The organism is Sulfobacillus thermosulfidooxidans DSM 9293, from assembly GCF_900176145.1.
GTDB lineage: Bacteria > Bacillota > Sulfobacillia > Sulfobacillales > Sulfobacillaceae > Sulfobacillus > Sulfobacillus thermosulfidooxidans.
On sequence record NZ_FWWY01000001.1, the window covers coordinates 1806130 to 1819437 of the forward strand.

The 13308-nt window shown below is 46.2% G+C and carries 12 protein-coding genes; 8 read left to right on the plus strand and 4 right to left on the minus strand.

Translation table 11 applies throughout. The features are described 5' to 3' along the window. The first annotated feature begins 52 nt into the window (after positions 1–52). The 5 genes from B8987_RS09115 to B8987_RS09135 all read left to right on the plus strand — a co-directional run bounded on the left by B8987_RS09115 (position 53) and on the right by B8987_RS09135 (position 6098). Positions 53–1354 (plus strand): purine-cytosine permease family protein, encoded by a 1302-nt coding sequence (locus B8987_RS09115; RefSeq protein WP_084661300.1) that lies wholly within the window; start codon positions 53–55, stop codon positions 1352–1354. Further along, a complete protein-coding gene (locus tag B8987_RS09120; RefSeq protein WP_020375806.1) occupies positions 1351–2427 on the plus strand; it encodes a DUF917 domain-containing protein in 1077 nt (358 codons plus the stop codon). Before B8987_RS09115 ends, B8987_RS09120 begins: the two co-directional genes overlap by 4 nt. Then, complete coding sequence (locus B8987_RS09125; protein ID WP_084661301.1) at positions 2424–3995, plus strand: hydantoinase/oxoprolinase N-terminal domain-containing protein; 1572 nt, start codon at positions 2424–2426, stop codon at positions 3993–3995. The genes B8987_RS09120 and B8987_RS09125 overlap by 4 nt, the downstream gene beginning before the upstream one ends. Next, positions 3979–5070, plus strand: a complete 1092-nt coding sequence (locus B8987_RS09130) for a DUF917 domain-containing protein (protein ID WP_084661302.1) — start codon at positions 3979–3981, stop codon at positions 5068–5070. The genes B8987_RS09125 and B8987_RS09130 overlap by 17 nt, the downstream gene beginning before the upstream one ends. 335 nt (positions 5071–5405) lie before the next feature. Continuing rightward, on the plus strand, positions 5406–6098 hold the full coding sequence (locus tag B8987_RS09135) for an IclR family transcriptional regulator (protein ID WP_242940654.1): 693 nt from the start codon (positions 5406–5408) through the stop codon (positions 6096–6098). A gap of 25 nt (positions 6099–6123) precedes the next feature. Here B8987_RS09135 and B8987_RS09140 read toward each other — a convergent pair whose 3' ends face one another. Next, the gene (locus B8987_RS09140) at positions 6124–7353 is read right to left on the minus strand and encodes an IS256 family transposase (RefSeq protein ID WP_084661303.1); all 1230 of its coding nucleotides are present in this window, start codon (positions 7351–7353) and stop codon (positions 6124–6126) included. Positions 7354–7465: 112 nt separating this feature from the next. Here B8987_RS09140 and B8987_RS09145 point away from each other — a divergent pair, with 112 nt between their 5' ends. The 3 genes from B8987_RS09145 to B8987_RS09155 are packed head-to-tail and all read left to right on the plus strand — an operon-like array spanning position 7466 to position 10498. Further along, positions 7466–8428, plus strand: a complete 963-nt coding sequence (locus B8987_RS09145; protein WP_084661304.1) for a thiamine pyrophosphate-dependent dehydrogenase E1 component subunit alpha — start codon at positions 7466–7468, stop codon at positions 8426–8428. A 23-nt stretch (positions 8429–8451) separates the two neighbouring features. After that, positions 8452–9468, plus strand: coding sequence for an alpha-ketoacid dehydrogenase subunit beta (locus B8987_RS09150; protein ID WP_084661305.1), 1017 nt, complete (start codon positions 8452–8454; stop codon positions 9466–9468). A 10-nt stretch (positions 9469–9478) separates the two neighbouring features. Further along, positions 9479–10498: a 2-oxo acid dehydrogenase subunit E2 gene (locus B8987_RS09155; RefSeq protein ID WP_084661306.1), complete on the plus strand. Its 1020-nt coding sequence runs from the start codon at positions 9479–9481 to the stop codon at positions 10496–10498. A 67-nt stretch (positions 10499–10565) separates the two neighbouring features. On the opposite strand, the gene B8987_RS09160 is transcribed toward B8987_RS09155, so the two are convergent. The 3 genes from B8987_RS09160 to B8987_RS09170 are packed head-to-tail and all read right to left on the minus strand — an operon-like array spanning position 10566 to position 13278. After that, a complete protein-coding gene (locus B8987_RS09160; RefSeq protein WP_084661307.1) occupies positions 10566–11552 on the minus strand; it encodes a LacI family DNA-binding transcriptional regulator in 987 nt (328 codons plus the stop codon). Continuing rightward, the gene (locus B8987_RS09165) at positions 11553–12506 is read right to left on the minus strand and encodes an ABC transporter permease (protein WP_084661308.1); all 954 of its coding nucleotides are present in this window, start codon (positions 12504–12506) and stop codon (positions 11553–11555) included. After that, a complete protein-coding gene (locus tag B8987_RS09170) occupies positions 12496–13278 on the minus strand; it encodes an ATP-binding cassette domain-containing protein (protein WP_084661309.1) in 783 nt (260 codons plus the stop codon). Before B8987_RS09170 ends, B8987_RS09165 begins: the two co-directional genes overlap by 11 nt. Positions 13279–13308: the final 30 nt, after the last annotated feature.

Genomic DNA, 13308 nt, shown 5'->3' on the forward strand with positions numbered 1-13308 from the left:
AATTCATGGTTGTCTCACAAATTGTAATCATTCGAGATCGGGAGGGATTTATATGGCACAAGGAGAAGATTTTCCACTTTCGCGGGTTCCGCAGAATGCACGGTACGGATGGGTTTCTGTTGCCGTAATGCGGTTTGGTCAACTATCTGCATTATCACAGTTTTTGTTGGGAGCAACCTTAGGATATGGCATGTCGTTTTGGTCCGCTTTTTGGGCCTTAACGCTGGGTGCTGTTGTGCTTGAAATTGTGTCGATTGTAGTAGGAATTGCTGGACAGCGGGAGGGCTTGTCGACATCTTTACTAGCACGATGGTCTGGATTTGGTCGTTATGGTTCTGCTGTCGTCGGTTTAGTTATTGCAGTCGGACTTGTTGGTTGGTTTGGTATCCAAAATGCCGTTTTCGCACAAGGATTAGTTCAACTCATTGGTATCTTACCAGAATGGCTCTGGTCAATAATTGCAGGAGTTGCTGTTATTATTATTGTGACATATGGATTCTTATCCATGGGATGGACCGCATATATTGCTGTTCCTCTTTTTTTGCTATTGGCGGCATGGTCGACAATTTCGGGCCTTAGCCATCACCATTTACATCATCTTATCACTATGGCTCCGCCTGGCCATCTATTGTCTTTAGCACAAGGGACTACATTGGTTGCTGGCGGTTTTATTATTGGCGCGGTGATTACTCCGGATATGACTCGATTTAATCGAAATCCGCAAGATGTCATCAAGCAAACGATTGTTGGGATTACGTTAGGCGAGTATGTAATAGGCTTGGTCGGTGTTTTGCTAGCTCATGCTGTGCGTAGTGAGAATGTCGTGCATATAATCTACTCGACGTCAGGTTTACTGGGAACCATTATTTTGATTACCGCCACGTTAAAAATCAATGATTGGAACCTATACTCGTCCAGTCTTGGCATCGTGAACTTAATGGATACGGTATTCGGTTTCAAGATATCGCGAATTTCCACTACGTGGATCATAGGCGGACTGGGAACCTTTTTGGCAGCTATAGGTATCCTGCAACACTTCATAGGGTTTTTAACCGTTTTGGGTGTAACTATTCCTCCAATATCTGGAATCATGCTTAGTGATTACTGGATTCTAAAACGTCATCGGCACATTCTCGATGTAACACGGGCTCAAGGTGCCTTGCCTCGAAGTGTGGAAGGCGGAAATTGGCCTATGGTGGTGTCATGGATTGCAGCATCACTTATCGGATATTTTGTACCGTGGGGCATTGGTTCCATTAATGCATTGATTTCAGCGATTGTCTTATATGCATTGCTTGTGAAAATAAGTCCACGTTCAATCAAAAATCCGACTTTGGCAGGTGAGAGTCTTTGAAATGGCTAACGGGAAGTGATTTAGACGCCTTAGCATTAGGAGCAACGTTTTTGGGAACAGGAGGCGGAGGAGATCCATATATTGGGCGGTTGATGGCTGAAGCGGCCATCCGACGATTTGGAGATGTTCAATTGGTAGATATTGATGAACTTCCCGAAGATGGACTAGTAGTTCCTGCCGCCATGATGGGAGCTCCTACGGTGATGGTGGAGAAAATTCCTAGTGGAAAAGAAGTAAAAACTGCTGTAAACCGCTTAGAAACCATTTTAGGTCGCAAAGCTGTCGCAATTATGACGATTGAAGCCGGCGGTATTAATTCTATGATTCCTTTAGCCGTAGCTGCTGAAATGGCACTGCCTATTATTGACGGAGACAGCATGGGGCGAGCTTTTCCCGAATTGCAAATGACCTCTTTGCATATCCATGAAGTTTCGGCGACTCCGATGGTCATCGTCGATGAAAAAGGCAATAATCTCGTCATAGACGCAATAGATAACCCATGGACTGAACGGTTGGCCCGGAGTACCACCATTGCGATGGGAGGTTCGGCCATCATTGCACTTTATCCCGTGACGGTGAACCAAGCCAGACAGGCATTGGTTCGCAATACTATCTCTAAAGCCACTCGTATTGGCCATTTGCTTCAAGATTCTACATTAGATATCGATCAAAAGCTCAGAATTCTTGCGGCCTCTTACGAGGCTCATGAATTTTTCCAAGGAAAAGTGGTTGATGTATTGCGACGGAGCGCAGATGGCTTTGCGCGTGGGACAATGACAGCCACGGGAATGCATCAATACGAAGGAGATATTCTTCGGATAGAATTTCAAAACGAAAATTTATTAGCCATGCAAAATGGCGTTGTGGTGACAACTGTACCCGATTTGATCTGTGTTTTGGATAGTGAAACATTAAGACCCATTACAACAGAAATGTTGACTTATGGTCAACGTATCAGAGTGTTGGGGATGCCAGCGGAATCGGTCTGGCATACATCAAAAGGGTTGGAAACCGTCGGTCCACGCTACTTTGGATATGATTTTGATTATATTCCCTTTAGGAGGTCATTATGAAATTTCGCTTAGGCATTGACGTTGGAGGAACCAATACCGACGCCGTTATTCTTGATGAGAACGATAAAATTATCGCAAAGGCGAAACGACCCGTGACAGACGATGTTGTGTCATCGATTAAATGCGCTGTAGAAGACATATTGAATCAGTCGAAAATTCAACCCACGCTTATCACTCATGCTATGCTCGGGACAACCCAAGTTACTAATGCAATAATTGAAAGACGGCGTCTCAATAAAGTGGGATTGATCCGTATTGGCGCGCCTGCTACTCAAGCAATTCCTCCTCTTACGGGATGGCCAGAAGATCTTAAGGATGTTGTTCAGAGTGCTACAACCTTAGTTAAGGGAGGGCACGAATTCGACGGGCGATTAATTTCAACGTTGGATAAGGATGGCATTAGAAAATTTCTTGATCAATATGCCTACAAAATTTCGGCTGTAGCAGTGACATCGGTTTTTTCTCCAGTGAATGCTGATCATGAGCAATGGGTTTACGAACTCATCGCCCGGGATTATCCTCATTTATCAACATCACTATCTCATGAAATCGGTTCCATTGGATTGTTAGAACGAGAAAATGCCACTGTGTTGAATGCTGCAGTGACTGAGGTGGCCCGTCACGCCGCTTCAGCATTTGCGCAAGCTCTTGCAACTTTGGGTATTTCTGCCGAATTATTCTTGGCACAAAATGATGGAACATTAATGGCTATGGATTATGCTCTTCGGTTTCCCATATTGACCGTCGCCTGTGGTCCAACGAATTCCATGCGGGGAGCCGCGTATTTGTCCCATGTTAATGATGCTGTCATTATTGATGTTGGAGGGACTTCGTCGGATATTGGTGTCATTCAAGGAGGATTTCCGAGGCAATCCGCTATGGCGGTAGAAGTTGGGGGCGTACGCACCAATTTTCGGATGCCTGATTTGATTGCGCTTGGATTGGGTGGGGGATCCCGCATCCGTCAATTACCTGATGGCGCTGTTCGCGTCGGACCGGATAGCGTAGGTTACCGCATTATTGAAGAAGGCCTTGTGTTTGGGGGAGATATTCCAACGTTGACTGATGTTGCAGTATTTGAAGGGAAAGCTCACGTCGGAACGCAGTTCCCTAATATTTCTCCTGCTCTAAGTCACAAAGCATATGAGATTGCTATTCACATGATTGAGGAAGGAATTGACCGAATTAAAACTAACTCCGCACCTATTCCCCTGATTGCAGTAGGAGGAGGCAGTGCGCTGTTGCCTGATAGATTAGAAGGAGTATCTGAAGTCATTCGTCCAGCTAATTATGACGTTGCTAATGCTATTGGGGCAGCAATTGCGCAAGTGTCAGGACGAGTTGATCGCATTTATAGCATGGCAGGTAGGAAACGAGAAGATGTTTTGGCGGAAGCGGAAGCGCAGGCGCGTGCTGAAGCCGTACGGGCAGGCGCGGATCCCGGTTCCCTTGAATTAGTCGAAGTTGAAGAAATCCCCTTGGCTTATCTGCCATCTAATGCTTCTCGGGTGCGTGTTGTTGTGGCTGGACGGTTAGGAGGGCAAAAATCAGATGAGCTGGATGCTTGATGTTAAAGATCTGACACCCATTGCAATTGGGGCCAGTATTTTGGGAACAGGTGGAGGAGGGGATCCGTACATCGGGCAATTGATGGCTCAGAGGGCATTGGAACAATACGGACCGGTCAAAGTTTTAGAAGCCGATGATATTGCGGGTGATGACTGGGTTATTGCTATCGCGGGGATGGGAGCCCCCACTGTCCTTTTTGAAAAACCGCCTCATGGCGACGAACCTGTGAAAGCATTTCTTCGCTTAGAGAAGCATTTGGGGATATCCAATGCCATTCCTTGTCCTATCGAGGCGGGTGGCATTAATAGCCTGATCCCTATTGTGGTTGCGGCACAACTGAATAGACCCATTGTCGACGCAGATGGGATGGGCCGCGCCTTCCCTGAACTATATATGGTGACCTTTCACGTTGGGGGTTTAAATGGGACACCTGCTTGTATTGCTAATGAATTTGGTGATTATGTGATTTTAGACCACCTCCATGATAATTTGGCGTTTGAATGGATTGCTCGCGGTGTTACTATTCGCATGGGGGGCCATGCCTTTGTGGCGCAATTTCCGATGTTGGGAGACCAATTACGGAACAATGCGATTCGTGGAACATTGAGTTTGGCATGGCGCATCGGGCAAGCTGTTATCAATGCTCAAGAAAATCACCTTGACCCAATATCAGCGATTGCTAGCGTGACGGCGTATGCAGATTATGGTGAGGGTCGTATCATTTTTCGGGGTAAAATTGCTGAAGTTAATCGACGGACGATTGAGGGCTTTGCTAGGGGAACCATGCGCATCGAGGGTATGGAGGAATTCAAGAATAGATCGCTAATAATTGATTTTCAAAACGAGAATCTTATTGCCCGCGATGACGAGGGTAAACATGTCGCGACTGTTCCGGACCTTATCACTGTTCTTGATAGTACAACGGGACAGGCGATTACAACGGAGCGTTTGCGATATGGCCAGCGAGTGGCCGTAATTGTGATTCCTGCGCCTTCGATCATGAAGACACCAGAGGCGCTAAAGATCTGGGGCCCACGTGGGTTTCGCTATGATTTTGATTATGTTCCTTTATAGTTAGTAATGTCGTATCGAACTAGCGATATATCATGAGACTGGTGTCTTCTTTGAGATTTTAGTCATTAAGATTGTTCCTATCAGCAATCAAGTAGTATTAGTATACAAATTATGGCATGCCAGAGGATAGGCTCTTGTCCTCTGGCAAATATTTATGTAATGCGCTAATTATTCTTCTAATGAATTTCAAGAACAGATTGCTTAAAGATGAGACCTATGTTTATACCTAACGATGGATAATTATCATTATTTGAAATTGTGTGTATTGAGCGGTAAATATTTAATCGTATAATCTGATACAAAGGCTAAATCAGAGACCCCTTGGAGGCGTGGTAATGGCTGAATCGTGGACGATTAAAAGCCTTTCCCGTGGTTTGCAGTTATTGGATTTAATGGCAGAACAACCCACTGGAGTTACTATCAAATGGCTAAGTGCTGTCTCAAAGATACCGTTGAGCACATGTTACCATTTGATGAACACTTTAGTGGATAGTGGTTATGTTCAAAGAGATCGAACCCGTCAAGTTTATACGTTATCTTATAAAATTTCCTATTTGCATAATCAAGTTCAGATGAGTCATATGGTGCCTGACGAATTGCGAATGGTAGCACAGAAGGTTAGCCAGGAATTACGGGAAACGAGTTATGTGGCTAAATGGGAGTCAAATGAAGTAATTATCCAATATATTGCCGAAGGTGACCAGGCTATAAAGGTGCGGTCGTTATATGTAGGTTATCAAGAACATGCTTTTGTTCATGCATTGGGGAAAGTAATTTTGGCTCACATTTCACCCAAAGATTTTCATGCATATTATATTCATCATCCTCCGCAACGCCGAACTCCATATTCCCGCATTCAATGGGATGAAATACAGCATGAACGACTAGTAACAAGAGAACGAGGGTATAGTCTGGACGAAGAAGAATGGGAAGAAGGTATTTGCTGTATAGGCGTACCTCTCTTTAATTATACCAGTTGCGTATGGGGCGCGTTGGCTGTCTCTGGTCAAGTCCTAATTTGTGTGTAAAAGCGTTCCCTTGGTTTGCGTGTCGTTAGGCGACGAACACTGGTCCCGCATGAGGCGGCTCGTCCGCCGCCGCTTGAGATCGTTTCGCTTGCCAGTAAGGCTCGAGATTCAGATACCGCTTACCCGTGGTCCACACCTCATGCTGCTCGAGCAACAGCGCGCCCACCAGGCGGATCGCCGACTCCCGGTTCGGAAAAATCCGAATCACCCGTTCTCGGCGCCGGATCTCGGCATTGAGCCGCTCGACGCCATTCGTGGTGCGTAATCGCTGGCGCAGCGACTCGGGGAGTTGCAACACCGCCAGCGCGTCCTCGAGCCCGTTCTCCCCAATCGCCACGGCTCGGGGAGCCCGCTCGGCAAAGTCCTCGAGCAGTTTGGTCCACAAGGTGTCGACGGTGGCCCGGTCGGGGGCTTCGAAGAGCGCGCGGAGGCGGCCGTGCAGCTCCTCCTGCACCGCTTTGGGCGCGGCATCGAGGATATTCCGCGTGAGGTGCGTTTGGCAGCGCTGCCAACTCGCCCCTTGGAATTGCTGTTCGATAGCCTGCCGCAGCCCGCGGTGGTCATCCGACACCACCAGGTCGACGCCCGTTAAGCCTCGATCCTTGAGGTCGGTAAACACGGCCGTCCACGTCTGCTTCGATTCGCTATCCCCGATCCAAAACCCGAGAATTTCTCGGTACCCCGCCGCATTAATGCCGGTCACCACACACCCGCTCCGGGGCCGCACGGCCCCGTTCTCACGGATTTTCAAGACCAAGGCATCCACAATCAGGAACGGGTACTGCGTCTCCGCGAGGGATCGGGTTCGCCATTGCTGGACGGCCGCCTCTAAGCCTTTCGCCAGGTCCGACACCGTAGACTTCGAAAATTCGGTGCCACAGAGCTCTTCGGTCACGCGCCGGATTTTGCGGGTTGACACCCCATTCACCACCATTTCCATCAGAGTGAGGACGAGAGCTTTTTCATGCCGCTGGTACCGCTCAAAGAGTGTGGGACTGAACTCCCCGTCCCGCGTCCGCGGGACCTCCAGCGTCAACGTGCCGACGCGCGTCGTGAGCTGCCGGCTCCGTGAGCCGTTGCGATATCCGCGCCGGTCTTCGGTCCGCTCGTACCGGTCGGCTTGAAGATGTTCCGTCACTTCGGCTTCTAACACCTGATTTAAGACCTGTTGCAACAAGAGCGCGAAGGCCTGATCCTTTTGTCCGACCAGGGCTTGGATTGTTTGATCATCCAGTGTAATCTGATAATGAGCCATTGCGTGATCCTCCTAAGATTTGTCGAGTTGTGTCGCTTTCAAATCTACCAAGGAAACGCAATGGCTTTGAAATTTTTAAGCCCCTTTTACACACAATATCGGACTCTACTCGATGTATCGTACAATGTGCCTAATTCGCCGGTATGAAGATCGATTGGCTGACATTTATACAGAAGGAAAAAGTCCACTCTTTAGTATTGCTGCGGGAACTATTCCAGGAGAAATGCATTTGGCGGCTGGACAAGAACCAGTAGCGGTAGGCGTAATCCAACATTTACGCCAGGACGATGTTGTTACTGCTCCACATCGACCTCATCATTTTGCGATTGCTAAAGGAGTAAATTTGCGCCAGATGACGGCAGAAATTTTTGGACGGCGAACGGGATTATCACGCGGTAAAGGTGGTCATATGCATCTATTTGATCCCAATGTCCACTTTAGTTGTTCTGGTATCGTCGGCGCAGGATTCCCTCCAGCTGTAGGGGCTGCCTTAGCCTTTTCCCGACAAGGGCGAGACAATGTAGCTGTGGCGTTTGCAGGTGAAGGAGCCGCCAATCAAGGCACCTTTCATGAGAGTCTCAACTTAGCTTCTGTGTGGAAAGTTCCCGTTGTATTTGTGATAGAGGATAATCACTATGCTATTTCGGTTCCAAAGGATCAATCAACGTCTATAGCACACAATAGTGATCGAGCTCATGCATATGGAATTCCAGGTATTTATATTTCCGGAAATGATGTTATCGCCATATCAGAAGCAGCCGAGGAGGCCATTTCCCGAGCTCGAGAAGGTCGCGGTCCTACATTATTGGAAATTGAGACAACACGACTTTACGGTCATTTTCAAGGTGATGCTGAAGCTTATCTTCACGCAGGAGAAAAGGATTCTTGGCGGCAATTGGATCCCATTAAGAGGTTCCGTGATTATCTCATAGAACATCAATTTTTAACAGAGCAAGAGGATGAGCGTATTCAAGCAGAAGTGAGTCAATTAGTTGAGGATGCTGTGAATTTTGCACGGGAATCACCAGAACCCGCTCCCGAAGAGGCATTAAGAGATGTTTTCATGGAAGTTTAATGAATGGAGAGGAGATGAAAACGATGATAAGCACGCCCATTCGGAAACTGACGATGGCTAGAGCAATCAGCGAAGGCATTGCTCAAGAAATGGAACGTGATCCTAGTGTGATGGTATGGGGAGAAGACGTTGGAATTTATGGAGGAATTTTTGGCGCGACCCAAGGTTTGTTCCAACGATATGGACCCGAGCGAGTAATGGACACGCCGATCTCCGAAAGTGCGTTTATTGGTGCCGCTATTGGCGCCAGTACAGAGGGAATTAGACCTATTGTAGAACTTATGTTTGTGGATTTCTTTGGAGTTGCGATGGATCAGATTTATAATCATTTAGCGAAAAATCATTATATGTCAGGTGGGAGTTTTCGCCATCCCGTTGTGATTATGACGGCTATTGGTGGAGGATATAGTGATGCAGCTCAACATAGTCAAACTTTATATGGATTGTTTGCCCATGTTCCGGGTTTAAAAATTGTTATACCTTCGAATGCATATGACGCGAAAGGGTTGATGATTTCCGCCATTCGCGATGACAATCCCGTTATGTATTTTTTTCACAAGGGTCTATTGGGATTAGGATGGATGCCATCAGATGATTTAGCAGAAGTTCACGTTCCTGAAGATTCATACACGGTGCCTTTGGGACAAGCAAATGTTGTTGCGGAAGGAACTGACGTGAGCATCATTACTATTGGCGCTATGGTTCCCAAAGCTTTGCGAGCTCGACAGAAAATGAAGGACGAGGGCGTTTCTGCAGAGATTATTGATCTGCGAACTTTAGTTCCCTTAGACCATGAGACTATTATCAATAGCGTTAAGAAGACTCATCATGCCATTATTGTCGATGAAGACTATCGATCTTTCGGTATGACGGGAGAAATCGCGGCCATCATTGCAGAAGAAGCATTAGATTATCTTGAAGCTCCTATTCTCCGTTTAGGAGTCCCTGACGTTCCTATCCCTTATAGTCGTGTATTAGAACACGCGGTGATTCCCTCAGTAGAAAAAATTGCAGAAGCAATACGACAATCATTGAGGTAAGGAGATTGTTATGGCAGAAGAGTTTGTTTTGAAAATCGATTACAGTGACAGTTCAGATGCTGAAGCCGTATTGATTCATTGGATTTATGATCCGGGAGCAATGGTCCATCAAGGAGAAATCATCGCCGAAGCAATGGTTGATAAAGTGAGTTTAACCATTGAAGCGCCTCGGGACGGTTATTTAAGACCGATTATTCAAGAAAACGAAACATTCATTTCAGGACAACCTATTGCTGAAATTTCAACCGAGCCTCCCCGCCGAGAGGCGACTAATATCGTAAAAGACACGAATTCTACGGCTCTTACATCACCTAACGACTTTGTGCCAGCGTCTCCGCGTGTGCGAAAGTATGCCAAAGAAAAGGGAATTAACCTAAAGGATGTTGCTGAAGTCACTGCCCATCGACCTTTAACTATCGAAGATATTGATGCATGGCTGGAACGTCAAGAATCCCAGGACGTGACAGAGTATTCGCCGTTTCGGCAACGTTTAATTCAGAACTTAACGGATCCAGGTGCCTTGCCGACTACTTTACAACGAAGAATTATTGCAGGAAATGCACAATGGTCTCCATTAGTTCGCATTGCGTGGGCAGTGGATCAAGCTTTGAAAACCCATCCAGAAATTCATGGTTGGGCGACTGCGGACGGATTTGTTCGTGCTACTGAACTGAAATTAGGTATTGCTACTGCGACGTCTCAAGGACTAATAGTACCGGTTATTAGGGGGTCTTATGACCTAGAGGGTTGGAAGACAAAATTAGAAGAATTACGTCAAGCAGTTAACAAAGGCGTGTGGAATCGGTTCGATTTTTCCCAACCATCTTTCATTATTTCTAATTTGGGACCTTGGGGTATTGAATATTTTACCCCGCGTCTTATGGTACCGACTGTTGCTATTTTAGGTATTGGCATGGGAAATAGCGACACGTTTCCCGTCTCCCTCACCTTCGATCACCGAGTATTAGATGGAGTAGACGCTGCGGAATTTTTGGTAACAGTAGATAAGGTTTTGCGTGGGTCTGTATAGCGGCATTCCACTAACAGCAAGAAATTTATTTAAGATGCAAACAGGCTTTGATTATTAGAGGTTGCCATTAACACGATTCACGGCGAATGAGTTTTCCAGGGAGTACAATGGGTTTCGTATCGACCAGTTCACCGTGGATTTGTTTTAGTACGATGTTCACGGCACTTTCTCCTATAGCTTCCATGGGTTGACGAATTGTTGTAAGAGATGGTGTTACGTACCGCGCAGCATGGATGTCGTCGAATCCAACTAAACGAATATCATCAGGGCAACGTAACCCATGTTCATAAATGGCTTTCATGGCCCCTAGGGCTGCCAGATCGTTTACGGCGAAGACTCCGTCAAGGTCTGATACGCGGGCAATTAATCGTTGCATAGCTTCATAACCGGCCTGATACGTGAAATCGGCGGGTTCAATACGATTTTGATCGATACTAATTTGATGATCGTACAAGACGTCTTGATAGCCTTTATAGCGCTCTTGAGCACTTGAAACATGATATGGACCAGCAATGAAAGCTGGAGGAAAATGACAATATTGTAAGAGCAAGTTTACGGCTATTTTGGCCCCTTCGTAGTGATTTACAGACACTTGGGGACCAGGAAAGCTTGGTATGAGTCGGTCTAAGATTACAAGGGGGCCCGTAGGCGATAAGTGATTAAGTACCTCGTGAGTTCCCGGCGTGCCAAATAAGATGAGACCATCGACACGGAGTTCTTGCATGGCTCGGACAATTTTGGCTTCTCGTTCTGCTTCACCACGTGAATCCATAACCAGCAACGTATAATCATATCGATAAGCGGCATCGTTGATAGCTTGGACTATGCGCATGAATAGCGAATTATCCATGTCGGGCACCAGGACTCCAATCGTCATGGTCGAGCCGCCAACCATGGCACGTGCTTGTCGATTAGGAATATAACCTAATTCAGCCATAGCTTGTTCAATTTTGTGTAATGTTTCTGATTTAACGTAACCAGTGCGGTTGAGTGCGCGTGAAACCGTGGCAACACCAACACCAGCACGCCGTGCTACATCTTTAATGGTCGCCACTTATTTCACCACACCTCGAGAACGAGCTTGGAATCCAGCAATGACTAAAATTACAGCAACAAAAATGTATTCATAGAGTGATGGCAATCCTAACAGAACGATTAAATCATCGATTAATCCGATAATCAATGCACCAATCGCCGCGCCAATTACTGATCCACGCCCACCGGAAAAGGGAATCCCGCCTAAAATAACTGCGGCAATAGCTTGGAGAGAATAGCCACTTCCAGTAGTGGGATAAATGGAACCTTGCCAAGCTGCGATCATGATTCCAGCCAATGCCGCAAGTATGCCTGAAATGATAAATACCAAGATTTTTAAAGAATCTATACGAAGGCCCACAGTTTTGGCTGCTGCTTCATTCGAACCTAAACTTTTTAGCCAAATCCCGAGTGGAGTAGCTGAGAGCATGATTTGACCAATGATAATGATAAAAAAGGTGATAAGAAGTAAATTAGAAATTCCTAACGTATTATTTGCCAAACTTGAAAAGTTGAATAAGCCATTGTTAGGACTAATATAATTTCCTCCATTGAATAAAAGAGCGACGCCTTTTAGTCCCCAGTACGTTCCTAACGTCACGATAAATGACGGAATGCGCCCTTTGGTGACCAATAAACCCACAATCCATCCAACGACGGCTCCGGCTATGATAGTTAGTGGTAATGCTGTTATGGCCGGAAAGCCATGTAACACGGTTAAAAATGCCACAAACATTCCTGCTGAAGCCATAATACTTTGAACACCTAGGTCGATCATACCTGTCATGATGACCAGTGATTCACCTACTGTAAGGACGATCAGAAAGCTGCTGCTGACTAATAGGGCATCAATATTACGGCCTGAGAGAAAAGAGGGGGCAATTAGTGTCGAAATAATCAGTGCAATAATTAGGAAAACGATAGGGCGTTTGACGCTTCCTGGTTCTCCGAACAACTGTTGGTTAATGGACATCCTTGACCTCCTCTTCTGGAGTACGGTCAAACATAGCATGCACCAAATCCTCCAGGCTAATATTTCGGTTTTCCATGATTTGCTTGATTTTGCCATGGGCAAAGACCACGATGCGGTCAGCTACGGTCAGTATATCTTCTAAGCGATGACTTACGAGAAGGACCGACTTTCCCTGAGCTTTTAAATGACGAATAAGTTTTAGGACTTCGTCGATCTTGGCTACAGAAATCGCTGCCGTTGGTTCATCCATAATAATTAATTCCCGAGAGAACAGTAAGGCACGGGCAATTGCGACGAGTTGCTGTTCGCCTCCTGACAAAGTCCCGACCAAATCTGTAGGATTCGCTTTCGCGTTTAATTCCCTGACAACGCGTTGAGATTCGTTTATCATGCGTCGTCGGTTATTAAAAATGCCGGCAAAAGTTATTTCTTCACCAAGAAAGAGATTTTGCCAAATGGGTAGATCAGGGGCTAATGACAAATTCTGATAAATCATCTCAATCTTTAATTCTTGTCGAGAGGAGCGGGGCGACTTGACAGTGACCGGTCGCCCCTTATAGTAAATCTCGCCGGAATCCATCAAGTTATAGCCAGTGAGAAGGCTGAGAAAAGTGGACTTCCCAGCGGCATTGTCGCCAACTAAGCCTATGACTTCACCCGAATAAATGTCTAGGCTAACATCATTAACAGCGTGGACCGGACCAAAAGACTTTTTCAAATGTCTTAATGATAATAAAGGTGTTTCAGTGCGAGACTGATTAGGTGTGCTCATGGAATGCTAACTCCTCGTAAAATAGTGCGA